This is a genomic window from Mesorhizobium sp. WSM3626, from assembly GCF_000513935.1.
Lineage (GTDB): Bacteria > Pseudomonadota > Alphaproteobacteria > Rhizobiales > Rhizobiaceae > Mesorhizobium > Mesorhizobium salmacidum.
In genome coordinates, this window is sequence record NZ_AZUY01000059.1 from 1 (window position 1) to 18,612 (window position 18,612).

General features: G+C 63.8%; 26 protein-coding genes. 13 read left to right on the forward strand and 13 right to left on the reverse strand.

Features of this window, described 5'->3' with window-relative positions:
* Positions 1-365: 365 nt before the first annotated feature.
* Both M653_RS0127805 and M653_RS0127810 read right to left on the reverse strand, forming a co-directional pair.
* Positions 366-1,613 carry a sugar ABC transporter substrate-binding protein gene (locus tag M653_RS0127805; RefSeq protein WP_027146262.1) on the reverse strand — a complete coding sequence of 416 codons (1,248 nt, stop codon included), beginning with the start codon at positions 1,611-1,613 and terminating at the stop codon, positions 366-368.
* A gap of 62 nt (positions 1,614-1,675) precedes the next feature.
* Positions 1,676-2,731: a LacI family DNA-binding transcriptional regulator gene (locus M653_RS0127810; protein ID WP_027146263.1), complete on the reverse strand. Its 1,056-nt coding sequence runs from the start codon at positions 2,729-2,731 to the stop codon at positions 1,676-1,678.
* A gap of 577 nt (positions 2,732-3,308) precedes the next feature.
* On the opposite strand from M653_RS0127810, the gene M653_RS0127815 reads away from it, so the two are divergent.
* Both M653_RS0127815 and M653_RS0127820 read left to right on the forward strand, forming a co-directional pair.
* Positions 3,309-3,500, forward strand: a complete 192-nt coding sequence (locus M653_RS0127815; protein WP_027146264.1) for a hypothetical protein — start codon at positions 3,309-3,311, stop codon at positions 3,498-3,500.
* A 73-nt stretch (positions 3,501-3,573) separates the two neighbouring features.
* Positions 3,574-3,792 (forward strand): DUF6500 family protein, encoded by a 219-nt coding sequence (locus tag M653_RS0127820; RefSeq protein WP_027146265.1) that lies wholly within the window; start codon positions 3,574-3,576, stop codon positions 3,790-3,792.
* Here the strand turns inward: M653_RS0127820 and M653_RS0127825 are convergent, their stop codons facing one another.
* The gene (locus M653_RS0127825; protein ID WP_027146266.1) at positions 3,793-4,059 is read right to left on the reverse strand and encodes a DUF1488 domain-containing protein; all 267 of its coding nucleotides are present in this window, start codon (positions 4,057-4,059) and stop codon (positions 3,793-3,795) included.
* Positions 4,056-4,310, reverse strand: a complete 255-nt coding sequence (locus M653_RS0127830) for a hypothetical protein (protein ID WP_027146267.1) — start codon at positions 4,308-4,310, stop codon at positions 4,056-4,058. Before M653_RS0127830 ends, M653_RS0127825 begins: the two co-directional genes overlap by 4 nt.
* A gap of 243 nt (positions 4,311-4,553) precedes the next feature.
* On the opposite strand from M653_RS0127830, the gene M653_RS0127835 reads away from it, so the two are divergent.
* The 3 genes from M653_RS0127835 to M653_RS0127845 all read left to right on the forward strand — a co-directional run bounded on the left by M653_RS0127835 (position 4,554) and on the right by M653_RS0127845 (position 7,268).
* A complete protein-coding gene (locus tag M653_RS0127835) occupies positions 4,554-4,868 on the forward strand; it encodes a co-chaperone GroES (protein WP_027146268.1) in 315 nt (104 codons plus the stop codon).
* Positions 4,869-4,926: 58 nt separating this feature from the next.
* Entirely contained in the window at positions 4,927-6,543 is a 1,617-nt protein-coding gene (groL, locus tag M653_RS0127840; protein ID WP_027146269.1) for a chaperonin GroEL, read from the forward strand.
* Positions 6,544-6,770: 227 nt separating this feature from the next.
* Positions 6,771-7,268 (forward strand): GAF domain-containing protein, encoded by a 498-nt coding sequence (locus M653_RS0127845; RefSeq protein WP_027146270.1) that lies wholly within the window; start codon positions 6,771-6,773, stop codon positions 7,266-7,268.
* A 95-nt stretch (positions 7,269-7,363) separates the two neighbouring features.
* Here the strand turns inward: M653_RS0127845 and M653_RS0127850 are convergent, their stop codons facing one another.
* The 4 genes from M653_RS0127850 to M653_RS0127865 all read right to left on the reverse strand — a co-directional run bounded on the left by M653_RS0127850 (position 7,364) and on the right by M653_RS0127865 (position 9,637).
* Entirely contained in the window at positions 7,364-8,425 is a 1,062-nt protein-coding gene (locus M653_RS0127850) for a YeiH family protein (RefSeq protein ID WP_027146271.1), read from the reverse strand.
* Positions 8,426-8,575: 150 nt separating this feature from the next.
* On the reverse strand, positions 8,576-8,860 hold the full coding sequence (locus M653_RS0127855; RefSeq protein ID WP_027146272.1) for a type II toxin-antitoxin system RelE/ParE family toxin: 285 nt from the start codon (positions 8,858-8,860) through the stop codon (positions 8,576-8,578).
* On the reverse strand, positions 8,857-9,138 hold the full coding sequence (locus tag M653_RS0127860; protein ID WP_032936299.1) for a type II toxin-antitoxin system ParD family antitoxin: 282 nt from the start codon (positions 9,136-9,138) through the stop codon (positions 8,857-8,859). Before M653_RS0127860 ends, M653_RS0127855 begins: the two co-directional genes overlap by 4 nt.
* Positions 9,139-9,259: 121 nt before the next feature.
* On the reverse strand, positions 9,260-9,637 hold the full coding sequence (locus tag M653_RS0127865) for an ester cyclase (protein ID WP_027146274.1): 378 nt from the start codon (positions 9,635-9,637) through the stop codon (positions 9,260-9,262).
* Between the two features lie 350 nt (positions 9,638-9,987).
* Between M653_RS0127865 and M653_RS0127870 the strand changes: the two genes are divergently transcribed.
* The 5 genes from M653_RS0127870 to M653_RS0127890 all read left to right on the forward strand — a co-directional run bounded on the left by M653_RS0127870 (position 9,988) and on the right by M653_RS0127890 (position 13,809).
* Positions 9,988-10,473 carry a GNAT family N-acetyltransferase gene (locus tag M653_RS0127870; protein ID WP_027146275.1) on the forward strand — a complete coding sequence of 162 codons (486 nt, stop codon included), beginning with the start codon at positions 9,988-9,990 and terminating at the stop codon, positions 10,471-10,473.
* 2 nt (positions 10,474-10,475) lie between these two features.
* Positions 10,476-10,859 carry an ACT domain-containing protein gene (locus tag M653_RS0127875; RefSeq protein WP_027146276.1) on the forward strand — a complete coding sequence of 128 codons (384 nt, stop codon included), beginning with the start codon at positions 10,476-10,478 and terminating at the stop codon, positions 10,857-10,859.
* Positions 10,860-11,025: 166 nt separating this feature from the next.
* Complete coding sequence (locus tag M653_RS0127880) at positions 11,026-12,459, forward strand: aldehyde dehydrogenase family protein (RefSeq protein WP_027146277.1); 1,434 nt, start codon at positions 11,026-11,028, stop codon at positions 12,457-12,459.
* A gap of 247 nt (positions 12,460-12,706) precedes the next feature.
* Positions 12,707-13,117, forward strand: a complete 411-nt coding sequence (locus M653_RS0127885; RefSeq protein WP_027146278.1) for an MbcA/ParS/Xre antitoxin family protein — start codon at positions 12,707-12,709, stop codon at positions 13,115-13,117.
* Positions 13,111-13,809 carry an RES family NAD+ phosphorylase gene (locus M653_RS0127890; protein ID WP_027146279.1) on the forward strand — a complete coding sequence of 233 codons (699 nt, stop codon included), beginning with the start codon at positions 13,111-13,113 and terminating at the stop codon, positions 13,807-13,809. The genes M653_RS0127885 and M653_RS0127890 overlap by 7 nt, the downstream gene beginning before the upstream one ends.
* A 21-nt stretch (positions 13,810-13,830) precedes the next feature.
* Here M653_RS0127890 and M653_RS0127895 read toward each other — a convergent pair whose 3' ends face one another.
* A complete protein-coding gene (locus M653_RS0127895) occupies positions 13,831-14,019 on the reverse strand; it encodes a hypothetical protein (protein ID WP_027146280.1) in 189 nt (62 codons plus the stop codon).
* Between the two features lie 68 nt (positions 14,020-14,087).
* Here M653_RS0127895 and M653_RS0127900 point away from each other — a divergent pair, with 68 nt between their 5' ends.
* Complete coding sequence (locus M653_RS0127900) at positions 14,088-14,843, forward strand: sulfite exporter TauE/SafE family protein (RefSeq protein WP_027146281.1); 756 nt, start codon at positions 14,088-14,090, stop codon at positions 14,841-14,843.
* Positions 14,844-14,897: 54 nt separating this feature from the next.
* Here the strand turns inward: M653_RS0127900 and M653_RS0127905 are convergent, their stop codons facing one another.
* Together M653_RS0127905 and M653_RS1000000137065 are read right to left on the reverse strand one after the other, a co-directional pair.
* On the reverse strand, positions 14,898-15,467 hold the full coding sequence (locus M653_RS0127905; protein WP_027146282.1) for a DUF308 domain-containing protein: 570 nt from the start codon (positions 15,465-15,467) through the stop codon (positions 14,898-14,900).
* Between the two features lie 76 nt (positions 15,468-15,543).
* Positions 15,544-15,684, reverse strand: a complete 141-nt coding sequence (locus M653_RS1000000137065) for a hypothetical protein (protein WP_156938302.1) — start codon at positions 15,682-15,684, stop codon at positions 15,544-15,546.
* Here M653_RS1000000137065 and M653_RS0127910 point away from each other — a divergent pair.
* Positions 15,683-16,582 carry an AraC family transcriptional regulator gene (locus tag M653_RS0127910; protein ID WP_027146283.1) on the forward strand — a complete coding sequence of 300 codons (900 nt, stop codon included), beginning with the start codon at positions 15,683-15,685 and terminating at the stop codon, positions 16,580-16,582. The two genes, M653_RS1000000137065 and M653_RS0127910, sit on opposite strands and share 2 nt — an antisense overlap.
* A gap of 37 nt (positions 16,583-16,619) precedes the next feature.
* On the opposite strand, the gene M653_RS0127915 is transcribed toward M653_RS0127910, so the two are convergent.
* Positions 16,620-17,069, reverse strand: coding sequence for a universal stress protein (locus M653_RS0127915; RefSeq protein WP_027146284.1), 450 nt, complete (start codon positions 17,067-17,069; stop codon positions 16,620-16,622).
* Positions 17,070-17,330: 261 nt separating this feature from the next.
* Between M653_RS0127915 and M653_RS0127920 the strand changes: the two genes are divergently transcribed.
* The gene (locus M653_RS0127920; RefSeq protein WP_027146285.1) at positions 17,331-17,912 is read left to right on the forward strand and encodes a histidine phosphatase family protein; all 582 of its coding nucleotides are present in this window, start codon (positions 17,331-17,333) and stop codon (positions 17,910-17,912) included.
* Between the two features lie 237 nt (positions 17,913-18,149).
* On the opposite strand, the gene M653_RS0127925 is transcribed toward M653_RS0127920, so the two are convergent.
* Complete coding sequence (locus tag M653_RS0127925; protein WP_027146286.1) at positions 18,150-18,551, reverse strand: VOC family protein; 402 nt, start codon at positions 18,549-18,551, stop codon at positions 18,150-18,152.
* Between the last annotated feature and the right edge of the window lie 61 nt (positions 18,552-18,612).

Sequence of the window (18,612 nt, forward strand, 5' to 3'; positions counted from 1 at the left end):
CGTGACGAAGGCGAAGATCCCAGGCTCATCCACGGTTGTAACCGGAGGGGTGTCGGGCGACTTCGCCAAGCCTCGAATCGGATGGCCATCCGGTTCGAGGCTCAGTCGCTCTTCTCGCACAAAGTTTCCTCCGTGCAGATACAAGGGGTGCGCCACGGGGTGCCGTCGGTGCCAAGCTGGAACACCCCTCATCCGTCGCCTTCGGCGACACCTTCTCCCACAAGGGGAGAAGGGGGAGCGAAGCATTTTGCGCCCCGAACCGGTGATAGAAGTGTGTCTTCTCAAAGCGATAGACCTGCCGTTAGCGATGCGAATTTCCGGCCGCCCGCCCAGGGAGACAGGCGAGCGGCCGGACAGGCGTGCATTTACTTCTGCGGCGCCTGGTCGATGATCGACTGCATGGTCTCCTGGGCGTTGGCGATCGCGCCGTCGACGTCGTCGCCGAAGAAGACCTCGTTGATCATCTGCGTCCACGGGCCGTTGGCGGAGTTGATCAGGTCGTTGAAGACCACCGAATAGGGCGTCTTGCCCTTGGCCATCGCCTCGGCGGCGATCTGGTAGCGCGGATCGAGATCCTTGAGCGCGTCCTTGGCGATGTCGCCGCGCACCGGCAGGCTGCCGTATTTGGCGAGGATCGTCTGGCCTTCGAGCGAATAGGCGAAGTCCAGAAACTCCTTCACCACGGCGAGTTTCTTGGTGCCCTTGGTGACGACGAAATTGTCGCCGCCGGCAAAGGACGACCAGTTGCCATCCTTGCCCGGCAGGAAGGTGACGCCGTAGTCGACATTGGGATATTGCGTGTTGAGCGCGCCGATGGCAAAGGCGCCGGATGGCGAGATGCCGATATTGCCGGCGGCGAAGGCGGCAAAGAAATTGGCGCCGGTGTCGGTCTGCGCGCCCGCCGGCACCAGGTCCTTCTTGACCATGGAGCGGTAGAGATCGATGGCGCCGCGCAGCTGCGGGCTGTCCAGCGTCGCCTTCGAGCCGTCCTCCGACAGGATGTCGCCGCCCGAGGCCCAGATCAGCGGCGTGAAGGTGAAGATGTTGCAGCCGCCGCAATTGCCGGAGAAGTAGAAGCCCTTGATGTTGCCGCCAAGCGCATTGACCTTCTCGGCGTCGGCTTCGATCTCGGCCCAGTTGGCGGGACCTTTCTCGGGGTCGAGGCCTGCCTGCTTGAACAGCTTCTTGTTCCAGATCAGCACCGAGGCGTCGGCCGAGAAGGGCAAGCCGTAAATATGGCCCTTGTAGGTGCCGGTCTTCACATGCGCCGGCGACAGGCTGGAAAAATAGGGCAGGGACTTCGCCCAGTCGGTGATGTCCTCCAGCTGGCCGGCGGCGGCGAAGGAGGGCGTGTAGATCAGGTCGAGCGACAGCGCGTCGGGCGCCGTGCCGCCGGCGGCGGCCGCGCCATATTTCGGGATGATCTCGGCATTGGGGATGATGTCGAGCTTGACCTGGTCCTTGTTCGCCTTGTTGAAGGCGTCGACGATCCTTGGCATGAAGTTCGAGCCGTCGGCGCGTACCCAGATGTTGGCGGTATCGGCGGCGGCAAATTGCAGGCCGCAGCCCAGAACGGCGGCCGTAAGGCCCAGTTTGGCAATCAAAGTCCTCATGTTCTCCTCCTCCACATTTGGCCGCGATGCGCGGCTTGCCGCCGATTGCGGCGCTTCGTTCTTCAGCCGTCTTTCTCACCATCCGGCAGGCGGCCGCAGGACTGCCGCACCACCAGCCGGCACGGCAGTTTTCTGATACCTGGCGTGGCGGGTTTGCCGCCGAACAGGGAAAGCAGGGTCAGCCCGGCCTCGCGGCCTAGTCCTGCCAGGTTCATGTCGACCGAGGTCAGCGGCGGGCGGGTCGCCTCGGCCACGATCTCCCAATTGTCGAAGCCGATGACGCCGACATCATTAGGCACGCCGAGGCCTCGTTCGCGCAACGCATCGATGACGCCGCGCGCGATCTGATCGTTGCCACAGAAGACGGCGTCCGGCTTTTTTCCTCCGCCGTCGAAGAGCCGCGCCACCGCCTCATGCCCCCAGGCTTCCGACCAGGAGCCGAGCAGCGGCTCGATCACCGGCAGGCCGTTTTCCGTCAGCACGGCGCGGTAAGCCTGCGCCCGTTCGTGCACCACGGCAAAGCTCGCCGGTCCGCTGACATGGGCGATGCGCTTGCGGCCGAGCCGGCAGAAATGCTCGATCGCCAACCGCGCCCCGTCGCCGTCGTCGGAGACGAAGGCGACGGCGTCGGGATCGGGCTGGGTGAAGGCGTAGATCACCGGGACGCGCAGATTGGCGAGGTCGACCGGCAAATGGCGGTCGATGCGTTTGCCGGTGGCGATGATGCCGTCGACGCGCTTGTCGAGCATGGCCTCGACATGGAGCTGGCCGAGGCGGGGATCCTCCTCGACATTGCACAGGAACACCGAAACGCCGGCATCGACCAGCGCGTCCGATATGCCCGACATCAGCGGCAGCGAGAAACGGCCATAGGTATCGTTGGTGAGCAGGCCGACGGTGAAGGAGCGGCGTCTGAGCAGGCTCTGCGCCAGGCTGTTGGGACGAAAACCCAGGCTGCGCGCCGTCTCACGGATGCGCTCGCGGGTCTCGGCCGTCATCCGCCCCTGGTCGTTGAGCGCTTTCGAGGCGGTGGCGACGCTGACGCCGGCCCGCGCGGCCACGTCACGCAAGGTGACGGGCTTGGGAAAGACCGGAACTGGCGGGTCGTCCGATGCCATCGCGGCAAGAATCCTTAGTTGGGAAAAGGTTTTCCCTTACCGGCCAGAATAAGGCCCGGCCAATGGCCGAGCCCGATCGGGAATATCTGGAAAAACCTTTTCTCAACTCAAGGCTAGGCCAGATCGAAGGACTGATCAAGGGGAAAAGTTGCAGTCGCTCGCGAGATCGGATTTCGCGACGGGTGCCGTCAATCGAAGCGGGGACCACTGTTGGCCGCGTGAGCCAGCTGAAAGGATCCGACATCTCCCGGACCGATCGGCAGGTGGCGCCGATTTGGTATGCAAGGAGTTCGCGAAAGGGTGCTATGGAGGGGCCGGGCATCCCTTTGCCGGTGAGCCCATCTCGCGACATTCGAGGTCAGTTTCGTGCGTAAACCGTCGCTCTTGCCCGTCTTTGGAAAACTTGGCGCCAAGGCACCGGTTGCCGTCATTCCTGTGCCGGTCCGGCCGGCAGGTCTTGCGGCGCGATTGCGGCAGGCCCTAGCCTCGTACGGCGCCACGGCGTTGCAATTGTCGGTCGTCGTCTGGACGGTCGCTATCCTCGGCGCCGCATTTCTCTTCGCGCGAGGCTAGCCGCATGGCCGACCGTTATACACTGCGCATGGACTTGCCCCAAAGCTGGGCCATCATCGATGTCTTTACCGGCCAGCCCGCGGTGGTCAGGCAAAGGGTGATGGTCGGCATGAGCCCGCAAGATGCCAACGCGCTGGTCGATCAGATGAATATCCGCGACGTCAAGCGCCGGGAGAGGGCCGAACGTAAGTCCTGACCTGTCCAACGTTTGCCGAGGGCGGCACTTGGCGCGGGCAAGATCCCGCCGCACCGCAAATCAAAGGATTCCCGTGAGAGCCAGCCTGAAGCAGAAGATACTGGAGGTCTGTGACCGCAGGATTTCCGAGAAAGGGCCTCGCGTCGGCGTGTCGTTCTATGCGTTCTTCGCCAACAGGAACGACGACCCCGAATTGCTGATGGAAGTCGCCGAATGGTGGATCAGAACCCACCGCCTCGACCATTTTGAAAAGGCTGCGAAGATACGCACGATGGTCGCGGACCTCGGCTGATCAGCCGAAATCGGCGGCCGTCAGCACATACAGGCTCTTGTGGGTGCGGCCGTAGGCCTTGGCGGCGACGTCGTGGATAGTGGAACTCGACCTGTCGAAGGCGGCAAGATAGCCGGCCTCGTCGGCGGCGGTGTCCGGCTGTATCCTGGTCATGGCGTCGGCGGCCACGGAGAAGGAAATCTGGAACATACCGTCATGGCCGACGAAACGAATGCGTTGGCCGGCCACGTCATAGCTGCGGCTGCGATTGGGAAAGGTCAGGCTCATGTCTTGACCCCCGTTGTGGCAGCCTTCTTGGCCACCCGTTTCGTCTTAGGCGTCGGATTCAGCGCTTCCGCCACGCGGTCGGCTTCTTCCTTGGCCAGCCGCAACTCCCTCAGCCTTGCCGTCTTGATCTCCCTGGCTTTCGCCTCGGACATGTATTCGGCGGTTGCCTTGTTGCGCTCCGCGTTCTTCTTCTGCTTGTCGACAAAGCGGGCTTCAGCTTTTTCCATGATCGTCTGATTGCCGTCGGCCATCGAAGTCTCCTTTGCGCATGAAATCGTGAAAACGAACTTGTCAGATAAATAGGCGCTCGACCGGCAAAATTCAACTTTTTGAAATATTTGGCTGATTTCGGATATCAGGAAACGGGGTGCGAAAATAATACTTCCAATATCTAATTCCGTCCCACGATAAATTTTGGCACTCCTATCTATCGAGTGCCAAACCGCCTATAAAGAGGGCGCGGCCGCCTATGCCGGCCCCAGAAAGAAGTCCTCATGAAGTTCCGTCCACTCCACGACCGCGTCGTCATCCGGCGCGCCGAAGGCGATACCAAATCCAAGGGCGGCATCATCATTCCCGACAATGCCAAGGAAAAGCCGCAGGAAGGCGAAGTCATTGCCGTCGGTCCGGGGGCCCGCGACGAAAAGGGCGCGCTCGTTCCGCTCGACGTCAAGGCCGGCGACTTGATCCTGTTCGGCAAATGGTCGGGGACCGAGGTCAAGATCGACGGCGAGGACCTGCTGATCATGAAGGAAGCCGACATTATGGGCGTCATCGAAAAGGCTGTCGAAGCCAAGAAGGCCGCCTGACTGGAGCGCCGCGCGTTCGGCGCGGCGACTGGCCCCTCAAACTCGAACGGAAAAAACCATGCCTGCCAAGGAAATCAAATTCTCCACCGATGCGCGTGACCGCATGCTGCGCGGCGTCGAAATCCTCACCGATGCGGTGAAGGTGACGCTTGGCCCCAAGGGCCGCAACGTCATCATCGACAAGGCTTATGGCGCCCCGCGCATAACGAAGGATGGCGTCACCGTCGCCAAGGAAATCGAGCTTGCCGACAAATTCGAGAACATGGGCGCGCAGATGGTGCGCGAAGTGGCCTCGAAGACCAACGACCTCGCCGGTGACGGCACCACGACAGCCACGCTGCTGGCCGCTTCGATCCTGCGCGAAGGCGCCAAGCTGGTCGCCGCCGGCATGAACCCGATGGATTTGAAACGCGGCATCGACCAGGCCGTCGCCGCCGTCGTCGGGGAAATCAAGGCGAAGGCCAAGAAGGTCAAGTCGTCGGCCGAGATCGCGCAGGTCGGCACCATTGCCGCCAATGGCGACGCCAGCGTCGGCGAAATGATCGCCAAGGCGATGAACAAGGTCGGCAATGACGGCGTCATCACCGTCGAGGAAGCCAAGACCGCCGAAACCGAACTCGACGTCGTCGAAGGCATGCAGTTCGACCGCGGCTATCTCAGCCCCTACTTCGTCACCAATGCCGACAAGATGCGCGCCGAGCTTGAGGACCCCTACATCCTCATTCACGAGAAAAAGCTCGGTAATCTGCAGGCGATGCTGCCCATCCTCGAAGCGGTGGTGCAGGGCGGCAGGCCGCTGCTGATCATTTCCGAGGACGTCGAAGGCGAGGCCCTCGCCACCCTGGTCGTGAACAAGCTGCGCGGCGGCCTCAAGGTCGTGGCCGTCAAGGCGCCGGGCTTCGGCGACCGTCGCAAGGCGATGCTGGAAGACATCGCGGTGCTCACATCGGGCCAGATGATTTCCGAGGATCTCGGCATCAAGCTTGAAAACGTCACCATCGAGATGCTCGGCCGCGCCAAGCGCGTGCTGGTCGAGAAGGACACAACCACGATCATCGACGGCGCCGGCACCAAGGCGACCATCCAGGCGCGTGTCGCCCAGATCAAGGGCCAGATCGAGGAGACGACGTCGGACTACGACAAGGAAAAGCTGCAGGAGCGGCTGGCAAAGCTGTCAGGCGGTGTTGCCGTCATCCGCGTCGGCGGCGCCACCGAATCGGAAGTGAAGGAAAAGAAAGACCGTATCGACGACGCGCTGAACGCCACGCGCGCAGCCGTGGAAGAAGGCATCGTGCCAGGCGGCGGCGTCGCCCTGCTTCGTGCCAGGTCGGCGCTATCAGGCCTGAATGGCGCCAACGCCGATGTCACCGCCGGCATCTCCATCGTGCTTCGCGCGCTTGAGGCGCCGATTCGCCAGATCGCGGAGAATTCCGGCGTCGAGGGCTCGATCGTTGTCGGCAAGCTCGCCGACAGCAAGGACCACGATCAGGGCTTCGACGCCCAGAAAGAGGTCTATGTCGACATGATCAAGGCCGGGATCGTCGACCCGGCGAAGGTGGTGCGCACGGCATTGCAGGACGCCGGCTCGATCGCGGCCTTGCTGATCACCGCCGAGGCGATGATCACCGACGTCCCGCCGAAGGATGCGGCACCGGCGGGCGGCGGCGGCTACTAAGATCCAGCCCGGACTGCGAAAGGTGGTTCATGGAGGCCCACCTTTTCAGGCCCGACCTGTTGAGCTAGGACGGCGGCGGCTATCCTGATCTTGAGGCTTTCGCCGGGGTTGGGATTCACGCTAGACTATTTCCGTGGGCCGTTGGTGCAAAGCTTTGGCCGATTTGGGCTTTGCCCGATTTGGCAACCGATCGAACGGAACCGCGATTCTCAGGTCGGAGACAAGTCATGATTGCGGCCCAGGCCATCGATACCTCAGACAAGGCCGCGTTCTATCGTGACCTCGCCAAGCAATTGAAGGCGCTGCTCGAGGGGGAGCACGACTCGATCGCCAACGCCGCCAACACCTCGGCGCTGATCTTCCAGATGGTGCCCGACCTCAACTGGGCCGGCTTCTACTTCCTGGCATCGGACGAGGAACTGGTGCTGGGCCCCTTCCAGGGCAAGCCGGCCTGCGTGCGCATCGCGGTGGGCAATGGCGTATGCGGAACGGCGGTCGAGCTCGGCACCTCGATGCTGATCAAGGACGTGCATGATTTCCCCGGCCACATCGCCTGCGACGCCGCCTCGCGCTCCGAGCTGGTGGTGCTTTTGGAAGACGAGGAGGGCGTCTTCGGCGTGCTCGACCTCGACAGCCCGACGCCCGGCCGTTTCGACAGTGCCGACCAGGCCGGCATCGAGGCGCTGGCGGCGATCTATGTCGCGGCGAGTTCGTTTGTGGATTGAATCCGGCTCACAAACAGAGGCAGCTAAGGCCCACTAAGCCCTTGTTTTGACAGATGCCTTGTGCCCGTGTGCCCTCACGCGTAGGGACCGGAGTCTCAGACCAATTTCACCAGCATCAGGCTGAAGCAGCCGATGAACAGGAAGGCGCAGAAGGCGAGCGCCAGCGGGCGCAGGCCGCGCGAGCGCAGCTGCGAAATGTCGGCCTGCAGGCCCATGGCGGCCAGCCCCATGGTCAGCATGATGGTGGTGGCGAGCGCCATCGCCTGCTTCACTTCGGCTGGTATCGCGACAAGGCTGTTCAGCGCCACGACGGCGACAAAGGCGGCCACGAACCATGGCATGGGCGGTCGCGCCGCCGACTGGTCGCTGCTCCCGCGGCGCGCCATCAGGCCGAGCGCGACGACCATCGGCGCCAGCATGGCGACGCGGGTGAGCTTGGCCACCGTGGCGATCTCGCCGGACTGGGTGCCGTTCTGGAAGCCGGCGCCGATGACCTGCGCCACCTCATGGATCGAGGCGCCCGCCCACAGGCCGAAAGCGTGCTGGTCGAGGCCGAGCAGCGGCGCCAGCAGGGGGAAGCCGAGCATGGCGACGGTGCCGAACAAGGTGATCGAGGCGACCGCGTAGGTAACGTCCTCGTCGCGCGCGTCGGTGACGATGTTGGTGGCGACAATCGCCGAGGCGCCGCAGATCGAGGTGCCGGCGGCGATCAGCTGCGCCAGCCTGGCGTCGACGCCGATCAGCCGGCCGAGCGTGATGGTGAAGACGAAGGTGGCGCCAAGGGTCAGCGCCACGATGCCGACGCCGCCGGCGCCGATCGAGGCCACCTGGCCGAGCGTCAGCTGGAAACCGAGCAGCACGATGGCGAAGCGCAAAAGGCGCTTTTGCGAGAAGGCAATGCCGGCCTTGGCGTGCGCCGGCGTGCCGAGCACGTTGGAATAGACCATGCCGGCCACCACGGCCAGGATCATCGGGCTGAACAAGGCGAAACCGGAGGCATTGTGGGCCGAAAAGGCGATGGCGGTGATCATCGCCACGAGCATGATGCCGGGGATGATGCCGTTCCAAAGGGAATCGAGGCGCTTGCGGCCCTGCGCCAGATCGACGGAAATCGTGCTTTTCGGAATATCGTTCGCGATGCGGGTCAGGGAAGGCAATGCAATTCTCCAGGCGAGTGCAACGGAGAAATGCCATTTCAAGATCGATCATTCCAACGAATTATTTTCGTTAGAATGATCGAGTTTTCCGAACGATTGCAAATCTGGTAAGGTCGGGCGCGCCGAACTGAGAGGGTGCAATCCGTCGGGCTACAACAACTCCTGCCACCGCCGTGCTCCATGGACAACACGCACGATCTCCGCCCCGTCGTCTGTCTGGCGATAGAGGATCAAGTAATTTCCTGCCGGGAACGTGCGCAAGCCTGCTCGCACTTCCGGTCGGGCAACGCCCATGCCCGGCATGTCGGCGATGCGTTGGCAATGGGCGTGGATTTCATCATACCAACGCAAAGCCGCCGAGGGACTGTCCTCGGCTATATAAAGTGCGATGGCTTCGATATCCGCTTCGGCCTCCGGCCGTAGGCGCAGCGTCATCGTGACGTGCGCTCGGCGATCCTCGCCTCGAGCTTGCTTTTGATCCGGGCGAAGGCATCCCGTCCGTCTACGGCGTTCCCGCTTGCCATGCCTTCGTCCCAAAGCCGGCCCAACTCATCGATGGCATGGTCGCGTTGCGTCCGACGAAACTTCCACTCGCGCAAGGCCTCGCGCATAACTTCGCTCGCCGACGCGTATTCGCCCGCCGCGACGACCTCGCGCATCATGGTTGCCATTTCAGGCGTTAGGGCAACGCTCACTTTCTCGACATTGGCCATCCGCATGTTCTCCTTACGTACGCAAAGTAGGCAAGTTTACTACCTGACGCAAGGGCGATAGCCCGCCTTGGACGCCCCGCTCAAGGCCTTCGCGGATTTCATTCGCGCAGCGGCGACTGCGTCAGAGCTGCGCTTCGATCGCCGCCTTGTCGATCACCGACCAGACGTTCCTGATCCTGTCGTTCAGGAATTCATAGAAGACGTTCTCGCTGAAGGAGACTTTCCTGCCGTTGATGGGCAGGCCGAGGAAAGTTCCCTTGGGCGTGCAGTTGAACTGGAGGCGGCTGGCTATGAATGGCGGGTCGGAGATCAACAGCTGGACGTCGAAATAGAGGTCCGGGATTTCGCGAAAATCCCGCTCTAGCATATCGCGGTAGCCTGACAGTCCAACCCGGTCGCCATTGTAATGCACCTCGTCATGGACGAAGCGATGCAGCCTTTGCCAATCCTGGTTGTTGAGACAGTCGACATAGCCTCGATAGAGATCGGCTTCGCTCACGGCGATGGCTCCATTGCTAGAACGCCCGATCGGGAAGATAGAACGGCCACGGATACAATCCAGCGCTTTACCCGCGAAGGCATCGACCAGCGGCGGCAACGCCGGCGATGCCCTGGCGGCGGCTGGCCCAACGACCGGGCCAGACGGTGCCTTGACGCATGACGGTTGCTGCTCCAGCTTGCCGCCATGTTCGTTCTCGCGCCCGCCGACACCAAGCGACACCGCCCCCGCACCGTGCGGAAGGGCACGCTGATTGCGCGACGAGGAAGACCGGCTTTATAGATCCGCTTCGTTCCCACAGCCCGCCCGCGAAAAACGCCGGCGGGCTTTTTCATGCCTGGAGCCTTGTGATGATTGTCAATTCTTCCATCCGGTTTCGTCCAGCCGGGCCTGCCGACGCCGCAGCGATTCGCGACATCGTGCGCGCCGCCTATGCCAGATGGGTGCCGGTGATCGGCCGCGAGCCGCTGCCGATGCGTGCCGATTACGACAAGGCCGTCGCCGAGCATCCGTTCGATCTCGCCGTCGCGGAGGACCGCATTGTCGGCATGATCGAGACCATGCTGGCCGACGATCACCTGTGGATCGAGAATGTCTGCGTCGCGCCGGAGGCGCAGGGCAGGGGCATCGGCCGGATGCTGCTGGAGCGTGCGGAAACCAAGGCGCGCGAGGCAGGACGCCCGGAGCTCCGCCTGTTGACCAACGGCGCCTTCGAAGCCAATGTGTCGCTCTATCGCAAGCTTGGCTACACGATCGATCGGGAGGAGCCGTTTATGAACGGAACGGCGGTCTATATGAGCAAGCGGCCAGTTGGATGCCCGCCAATCGGAGCGTGAGGATGACTGCCAGGATCAGGCTTAAGCAGCTCACTGGCCTCTATGCGATTTCGCGGCTTCAAGCCGATGACGGCATTCCTGCCTGGGCTGACGGACCGGGCTTCGTCAGCATCACCAGAACCGATGACGAGCTCTCGATCACCTGCCTCCAGGATCGCGTGCCGGATGCCGTCAAGCATGATCGCGACTGGGTCGCCTTCAAATTGCAGGGCCCCTTTGCGTTCGACGAAACCGGCATTGTGCTGTCGGTCATAAAGCCGCTGTCGGAAAACGGTTTGGGCATCTTCCTGGTATCGACCTTCGATGGCGACCACCTGCTGGTCAAAGCGGCGGACGAACCCGCGGCGAGAGGCTTTCTGCGCGAAGCCGGGCATACGCTGCTATAGTCCGCTCATCGCCGGCCGTTGATCAACGATTGGCGCGCTGGCTCAACCACTGGCGCGCTGGCTCAACCACTTCGGGGGTTGCGTTTGACAGCGCCGTTTGCGCATCGTTATTTCGCGCCCGATATGACGGCCTGACCGGCCATGCGGCACACCCCAGGAGAAACCCATGTCACACAATCCGCAGTTCTATATCGATGGCGCATGGGTCGATCCTGTCGTGCCCAACACGCTCGACGTCGTCGATCCGTCGAATGAGGATGTCTTCGCGCAGATCTCGCTCGGCTCCAAGGCCGATGTCGACAAGGCGGTGGCTGCCGCCAAGCGCGCCTTCGACACATATGGCTTCACCTCGGTCGAGGAGCGCCTCGACGTCCTCAGCCGCGTCATCGAGGTCTACAAGAAGCGCAGCACGGACCTGGCGCTGGCCGTGTCGCGCGAGATGGGCGCGCCGCGCCAGATGGCGCTCGACAGCCAGGTCGGCATTGGCCTGGCGCATCTGACCAAGATGGCCGAGACACTGAAGAGCTTCCAGTTCCGCCACGTCAAGGGCAACCACCTCGTGGTCAAGGAGCCGATCGGCGTCGTCGGCCTGATCACGCCGTGGAACTGGCCGCTGAACCAGATCACCTGCAAGGTCGGTCCGGCGCTCGCGGCCGGCTGCACCATGGTGCTGAAGCCGTCTGAAATCGCGCCGCTCGATGCCATCATCTTCGCCGAGATCATCGACGAGGCCGGCGTGCCGAAGGGCGTGTTCAACCTCGTCAATGGCGATGGCCCCGGCGTCGGCCAGGCGCTGTCCAGCCACCCCGACATCGACATGATGTCGTTCACCGGTTCGACGCGGGCCGGCATATTGGTGGCCAAGGCCGCGGCCGACACGGTCAAGCGCGTGCATCAGGAGCTTGGCGGCAAATCGGCCAATATCCTGTTCCCGGATGTCGATCTCGCCACCGCCGTCAGCAAGGGCGTCGCCGGCTGCTTCAGCAACAGCGGCCAGTCCTGCAACGCGCCGACGCGCATGTTCGTGCCGCGCGACCGCCACGACGAGGCCGCAGGATATGCCAAGGTGGCGGCTGAAAAGTTCACCGTCGGCCCCGCCGATGCCGCCAACACCAAGCTCGGCCCTGTCGTCAGCCAGGTCCAGTTCGACAAGATCCAGGACCTGATCCAGAGCGGCATCGACGAGGGTGCGACGCTGGTCGCCGGCGGCCCCGGACGTCCTGCCGAACTCAACCGCGGCTACTATGTCAGGCCGACCGTTTTCGCCGACGTCACCCACGACATGCGCATCGCGCGCGAAGAGGTTTTTGGGCCGGTGCTGGCGATCCTGCCCTACGACACGGTCGAACAGGCAGTCGAACAGGCCAACGACACCGTCTATGGCCTTGCCTCCTACATCCAGGCCAAGGACCTGCAGAAGGCGCGCGACGTGGCCGCGCGCATGCGCTCGGGCAATGTCTACATCAACTATCCCCAATGGGACGCCGGCCTGCCCTTCGGCGGCTACAAGCAGTCCGGCAACGGCCGCGAATACGCCGAATACGGGCTCGAGGATTTCCTCGAGATCAAGGGCATCGCGGGGTATGAGGCGGCGGAATAGGCGCGGGCGCCAGATTTCCTCTCCCCGCAAAGCTGGGGAGAGTGGCCGCGAAGCGGTCGGAGAGGGGGCTGCGGCGTTGGCGGGCTCGCGCTGAATTCTTTCGAGGCCGGCGCTGCCCCCGCTCCGTCTCGGCTTCGCCGAGTCACCTCTCCCCCACTTCATGGGGAGAGGAACCCAAGTCCTGATGGGCTTGTCCTTGCCAATTGGCAGATACATGCTATATATCTGCCAATAGCGAGGTCTAAACATGCAGCTTCAGTCCATCGTCACCACGCCGGCCACGGTCGGCAGCGCCATTTCGGATGAGGAGGCGGGCGCCTTGGCGCGGACCACGGTCAATCTGTTCAAGGCCTGGAATCTCAGCGACTTCGAGGCCTGCGTCCTGCTTGGCGGCATCTCGGCGCGCACCTGGGCACGGTGGAAGGAAGGCGGCATCGGCCGCATCGACCGCGACCTGCGCACTCGCATGGCCCATCTGATGGGCATCCACAAGGGGCTGCGCTATCTCTTCACCGAGCCGGCGCGCGGCTATGCCTGGATCCGCAAGCCCAATGCCGCCTTCGGCGGGCAATCCGCGCTCGACCTGATGCTGCGCGGCGACATTTCCGATCTCGCGGCGATGCGTGAATGGCTCGACGCGGAGCGTGGTGCATGGTGAGTGGACTTGCGGTCCGGCGCCGCGTCCACTGGCCCCAGACCTATCGCATCATCCGCTCCATCCATCCGCCGATCGACCTGTTCGAGGACATCGCCGACCCGCGCGACTGGGAGGCGCTGGCCGCCGTCGAGGAGAAGACCAATCCGCGCATCCGGCTCGAGCTCGGCGATCTCGGCAAGGTGCCGCCCGCAAGGCGGGTTTCCGGTCCCGGCGCCAGTTTCGTCATGGCGCCCTTCGTGCATTGCTCGACCTTACGGCCCGGCCGTTTCTCGGACGGCAGCTACGGTATCTATTATGCCGGCGACAGCGAGGACGTGGCACTGGCCGAAACCATCCACCATCACCAGAAATTCATGCGCGCCACCAATGAGGCGCCCGGCTGGACGGCCGATTTCCGCGTGCTGATCGGCAGCGTCGACCGCGACCTCGACGACGTCAACGCCGTGCCCGGCGTGCTCGATCCGGACGACTACGCCGCGTCGCAGGCGGAAGGGCGGGCGCTGCGGGCCGCCGGCAGCGACGGGCTGGTGTGGAACAGCGTGCGCATGGCGGAAGGAGAGTGCATCGGCGTCTTCTGGCCCGACGTCATCGATATCCCCCTTCAGGGCCGCCACTACAGTTATCACTGGGACGGCGCCCGCGTCGATTTCGTGCGCCAGCACGACACGGGCAAGGTGCTGGAGGTGGTGTGAGCAGGCCGGTGCGGCTTGACCTCACACCAGCGCCGCCGCCAGCAGTTTCGCCTGCAGCGTCAGCGCTTCGAAGCTGCGGGCGCAGAGGTTGAGCTGGCGCGTGGCCCAGTCGTCGGTGAGCCGCAGGCCGCGCAGCGTGCGGGCGGAGCGGCGCGCGGCACTTTCGGGCACGATGGCGATGCCGGCGCCTTGCGAGAGCCGTGCCGGCAAAGCCGGATGCCGAGGCGACGGACATGCTGTTGCATGACTGAAGGAACCGACGTGCCCAAGGTCCATCCATGCTAAGCGCCGCGGCCATCGGCTTCATCGGTGCCGTTTTCGTGGCCGCCGGCCTCGTCAAGGGCGTCGTCGGCATGGGGTTGCCGACCGTGGCGATGGGCCTGCTGGCGGTGACCATGCCGCCGGCGCAGGCCGCCGCTCTGCTGTTGATCCCGTCGCTGGTCACCAATCTCTGGCAATTGTTCACCGGTCCGTCCTTTGGCGGCTTGTGCAAACGCCTGTGGACGATGATGGCCGGCGTCGTCATCGGCACCGTGACCGGCGCCGGCCTGCTGACCGGCGCGCACACGATGATGGCCTCGGCCGGGCTTGGCGCCGCGCTGGTGCTCTATGCGCTTGCCGGTCTGGCCAAGGCCGGCTTCACCACGCCGGCGCGCCACGAAGCCTGGATATCGCCGCTGGTCGGTGTGGCGACCGGATTGGTCACCGGTGCCACCGGCGTCTTCGTCATTCCGGCGGTGCCTTACCTGCAATCGCTGCGGTTGGAGAAAGAGGACCTCATCCAGGCGCTCGGCCTGTCCTTCACCGTATCGACCGTGGCCCTTGGCTTCGGACTATTCACGACCGGCGCGCTGGTATCGCCGTCGGCGCAACTGGTGGGGTCGGTCCTGACATTGGCGCCGGCGCTGGCCGGCATGTTCATCGGCCAGGCGCTGCGGCAGCGAATGAGCGTCGAGACTTTTCGCACGGTGTTTTTCGCCGGCTTGCTGGCGCTCGGGATTTATCTCGCGCTGGAGGCTGTGCTGCGGGGCTAAAAAGGGCCGGGCCGTGGAACCGAATGTTTCGACCAGACCCAGCACTCGCCAGGATCAGGCCGTGGGCTTGCGTGGTTGCATGACGCTCAGCCATACCGCCGAGACCAGAAAATAGAAGGCGCCGAACGCGGCATAGGGGGCGATGTCGGTGATGCCAGGTGTCGCGGCGCCGATTGCCTGTTTGATGAAGAAGCCGCCGGCAAGCGCCGACTGCGCACCGCTCAGCACCATCGCCCATTGCGCGCCTGCCCGCCAACGGCGCACGCCGGTCGCAAGCTGGAACAGGCCGGAGAGAATGGCCCACGCCCCGAACACCGCCAGGACCGCGTGCGGGCCTTGTCCAAGGGCGATGAAGACCGCGATGGCCGTGATCGTGCTGACCGCCGCGTTGAGCGCCTGGCTGGGATTGGCCTTCAGGCCGCCGCTGCGCCGCGCATCCAGAATATTGGCGATCGCGTCCCAAACGGGGTAGGCGACCAGCAGTACCGCCGCGACCGGCGGCGCGCTTTTGCCAAGGGTAAAGGCGGCCACTACCCAGGCGACCGAAAAGCCGGCCCGCAGGAAATAATATGACTTCAGCCATTGCGATGCGGCGTCGGGCGCCTGGAGTGTTTGAGTGCTCATTGGAACGTCCTGTCTTGTTGGTTGGAATGGCCCGAGGGCGACGAGTTGACCCGCTTGATCGACTGCGGTCATGTCCTCAGGCTGGATGATTGGAACAGCTCATGCTCGCGGCTTTGCTTGCGGGAATGGCTTTAATCCAGGGCAAAAACAGCACATAATCAGCACAAAATGCGCTATCGTCGTAAGGAATGTAGGGGAACCGGCTGACCGCATCCATGATGGAATCGCCTGAAAATTTGACCATTCTTCCGGATGGAGCATCCCACGTTACCGGCGATCTCCTGTCGCATGTGCTGGCGCAGATCAGGCTTACCGGGGACCAGGTCTTTTCGCGCACGTTGGCAAAGGCGGAACAACTCGATCTCGATGAAGGGCAAGCCCATATCGTCGTGGTGACAGCCGGCGCGCTGCGCATGGAGAGCGAGGATCAGGCCCCTGGCGTCATCGACGCCGGCGACCTCGTGCTCCTGCCTCGCGGTCCCGGTGGGTTGCGGCTGGTGGCGTTGCATCCGCACGTGGCGATCGTCGCCTGCCGCTTCTGGTTCGATCCGGACAGCCTTCGCGGGATGATCTTTGCCTTGCCGCGATACATCCATATCGGGCGTGCCCAGGGAGCAGGGTGGATCGATGGAATGCTGCCCTTCCTGATGATCGAAACCAGTGACGCCCAGCCCGGCGCGGCCTTGATGATTTCCCGCATCATCGATCTCATGGTCATCCGCACCTTGCGCAGTTGGGTCCATGAAGGACACGCCACGGGCTGGCTCGGCGGGCTTTCGGATGCCCGCATCGCCCGTTCCCTGAAAGCCATCCACGAAAGGCCGCTGCAGCGGTGGAGCATCAATGAACTGGCCGACAAAGCCGGCATGTCGCGTTCGAGCTTCTGCGAGCGCTTCGCGGCGCTCGTCGGGCGCTCGCCGCTGCGCTACCAGAATGAATGGCGCCTGGGCCTGGCCCGGGACCTGCTGGCCAGGCGAGACGCGCGCGTGGGCGAGATCGGCTTGCGCATCGGCTACGAGTCCGAGGCCGCCTTCAGCCGCGCCTACAAACAGCTTTTCGGGCATCCGCCACGGGTTGAATATGCCCTGGCGAATGAACCCGCGAAGCAGCGCTGACCGACGGCGCCATTTTGAAGATATCGAGTTGCGGCCGCTACCGCACCACGAGCACCGGGATCTCGGTGTAGGACAGCACTTCCGCCGTCTGGCTGCCCAGAAGCAGCCTGCCCAGCCCGCGGCGGCCATGCGAGGCCATGACGATCAGGTCGCAACCTTGCGCCTTGGACAGGTCCAGGATCGCTTCGGCGGGTCGGTTGTCCTCGACATGGACCAGCTTGGCGGACACGCCGGCGGCGTCGGCCGATGCCTTGCACTTGTCGAGCACTTCCTTGCCGTAGCGGCGCGCTTCTTCCTGGTAGACGGCCAGCTCATCGCCGGCGACGTAGCCGGCCATGGCGCCGCCCCAGGCGAAGATCGGGAATTGTTCCGAAACGGTGATGAAGGTGACGGCGGCGCCGATGCCCTTGGCCAGCGTGAGGCCATGGGCAACGCCCTTGTCGGCCAGTTCCGAGCCGTCGGTGGCGATGAGCAGATGTTTGTACATGATGATCCGACCTGTGATGCCTGATGACTATCCAACAGAGATAGTTATGCCCCCGCGCTCATTCATTGAGCCAATGCGGCGGGGACCAGGGCCAGAGATGTGGCCCAATATCGGTGCTTGTTGTCGGGAGCGGCCGACCGTTGGCCTCGGCGCCGCCCCTCAGCGCCAACCTATCGAGAAGAGGCATGGCACAATTTCGCCGGCCCGATTCCCCTTTTCCCCATGGTCCTCTAAGGTGCCGCCGACATCGAAGGGCATCCCATGAGCAACGCGTTTCCGCAGATCCATCTGGTCCGGCATGGCGAGACGGCATGGAGCCTTTCGGGGCAGCATACCGGGCGCACCGACATGCCGCTGACGCCGGCCGGCGAGGCGGCCGCGCGCGGCGTAGCGGAGCGGCTCAAAGGCCTGTCGTTTTCCCAGGTGTGGTCGAGCCCTTCGCAGCGCGCCTACAACACCAGCGCGCTTGCCGGCTTTGGCGCGACAAGCGTCAAGGCGGACGACCTGCAGGAGTGGGATTACGGTGCCTATGAAGGGCGCACCACGAAAGAGATCCTGGCCGAGCGGCCGGGCTGGAACGTGTTTCGCGATGGCTGCCCGCAAGGCGAGATGGCGGCCGATGTCGGCGCCCGTGCCGACAGGATCATCGAGCGCCTGCGCAGGGCCAACGCCGACATACTGATCTTTTCCAGCGCGCATTTCCTGCGCGTGCTCGCCGCCCGCTGGCTCGGCCTGCCGCCGGAAGGCGGCGCGCTGTTCGTGCTCGACACGGCCAGCATCAGCGTGCTCGGCTACGAGCATGACCTCGGAGAGCCGGTCGTGCGCAAGTGGAACCTGAGGTAGGGGATGCAACTGTGCCTGCTCAGCGGGGAAGCCTGGTCACTTCGTCATCCACGAGCGGAGCAGGAGCGTAGCGACGCGGCGCAGACCCGAGAATCCATGCCGCGACCTCAAAAGGTGTCGCCACGGTGCCTATCCTGCTCCGCTGCACTCCTCGATTGCTGTCACGGCATGGATACCAGGGTCTCCGCGACGCCGCTTCGCGGCTGCTTCGCACCGGTATGACGAACGCGGGGAAACCTACCTCTCGAACTTCCTGATTGCCTCGGCGGTGACGGGCTGGAAGAAATTCACCAGGTTGCCGTCGGGGTCGCGGAACAGCAGCGAGCGGTTGCCCCAGGGCATGGTGGTGGGCTGCTGCACGACCGTGTTCTTGATAAGGTCCGACAGCCGGGCGAATTCGACATCGACGTCGCCGACGCGGAATTCGAGGATGGCCGTGTGGTTGTCGGCGGGACGGGCGATGTCGCCGCCGAACAGCATCAAAGTGCGCGTGCTGCCGATCGCCAGCGTGCAGGCCGGGGTCGCCAGTTCGGCGAAGTCTTCCGTGTATACCGTCACCGGCATGCCGGTGATCTCGCCGTAGAAGCGCACGAGGCGCTGGACATCTGACGTGATGATGCGGACAGAGACGAAATTCATCGCATTGGCTCCTTGATCTCGAAGCCGCGACCGGCTCCCGACCGATCCATAGACCAGGTCT

Bases quoted from the DNA above. Each gene is read 5' to 3' on its own strand.
- M653_RS0127805 (WP_027146262.1), bottom strand. From the start codon at position 1,613: ATGAGGACTTTGATTGCCAAACTGGGCCTTACGGCCGCCGTTCTGGGC.
- M653_RS0127810 (WP_027146263.1), bottom strand. From the start codon at position 2,731: ATGGCATCGGACGACCCGCCAGTTCCGGTCTTTCCCAAGCCCGTCACC.
- M653_RS0127815 (WP_027146264.1), top strand. From the start codon at position 3,309: ATGGCCGACCGTTATACACTGCGCATGGACTTGCCCCAAAGCTGGGCC.
- M653_RS0127825 (WP_027146266.1), bottom strand. From the start codon at position 4,059: ATGAGCCTGACCTTTCCCAATCGCAGCCGCAGCTATGACGTGGCCGGC.
- M653_RS0127830 (WP_027146267.1), bottom strand. From the start codon at position 4,310: ATGGCCGACGGCAATCAGACGATCATGGAAAAAGCTGAAGCCCGCTTT.
- M653_RS0127835 (WP_027146268.1), top strand. From the start codon at position 4,554: ATGAAGTTCCGTCCACTCCACGACCGCGTCGTCATCCGGCGCGCCGAA.
- groL (WP_027146269.1), top strand. From the start codon at position 4,927: ATGCCTGCCAAGGAAATCAAATTCTCCACCGATGCGCGTGACCGCATG.
- M653_RS0127845 (WP_027146270.1), top strand. From the start codon at position 6,771: ATGATTGCGGCCCAGGCCATCGATACCTCAGACAAGGCCGCGTTCTAT.
- M653_RS0127855 (WP_027146272.1), bottom strand. From the start codon at position 8,860: ATGACGCTGCGCCTACGGCCGGAGGCCGAAGCGGATATCGAAGCCATC.
- M653_RS0127860 (WP_032936299.1), bottom strand. From the start codon at position 9,138: ATGGCCAATGTCGAGAAAGTGAGCGTTGCCCTAACGCCTGAAATGGCA.
- M653_RS0127870 (WP_027146275.1), top strand. From the start codon at position 9,988: ATGATTGTCAATTCTTCCATCCGGTTTCGTCCAGCCGGGCCTGCCGAC.
- M653_RS0127875 (WP_027146276.1), top strand. From the start codon at position 10,476: ATGACTGCCAGGATCAGGCTTAAGCAGCTCACTGGCCTCTATGCGATT.
- M653_RS0127880 (WP_027146277.1), top strand. From the start codon at position 11,026: ATGTCACACAATCCGCAGTTCTATATCGATGGCGCATGGGTCGATCCT.
- M653_RS0127885 (WP_027146278.1), top strand. From the start codon at position 12,707: ATGCAGCTTCAGTCCATCGTCACCACGCCGGCCACGGTCGGCAGCGCC.
- M653_RS0127890 (WP_027146279.1), top strand. From the start codon at position 13,111: ATGGTGAGTGGACTTGCGGTCCGGCGCCGCGTCCACTGGCCCCAGACC.
- M653_RS0127900 (WP_027146281.1), top strand. From the start codon at position 14,088: ATGCTAAGCGCCGCGGCCATCGGCTTCATCGGTGCCGTTTTCGTGGCC.
- M653_RS0127905 (WP_027146282.1), bottom strand. From the start codon at position 15,467: ATGAGCACTCAAACACTCCAGGCGCCCGACGCCGCATCGCAATGGCTG.
- M653_RS0127910 (WP_027146283.1), top strand. From the start codon at position 15,683: ATGATGGAATCGCCTGAAAATTTGACCATTCTTCCGGATGGAGCATCC.
- M653_RS1000000137065 (WP_156938302.1), bottom strand. From the start codon at position 15,684: ATGGATGCGGTCAGCCGGTTCCCCTACATTCCTTACGACGATAGCGCA.
- M653_RS0127915 (WP_027146284.1), bottom strand. From the start codon at position 17,069: ATGTACAAACATCTGCTCATCGCCACCGACGGCTCGGAACTGGCCGAC.
- M653_RS0127920 (WP_027146285.1), top strand. From the start codon at position 17,331: ATGAGCAACGCGTTTCCGCAGATCCATCTGGTCCGGCATGGCGAGACG.
- M653_RS0127925 (WP_027146286.1), bottom strand. From the start codon at position 18,551: ATGAATTTCGTCTCTGTCCGCATCATCACGTCAGATGTCCAGCGCCTC.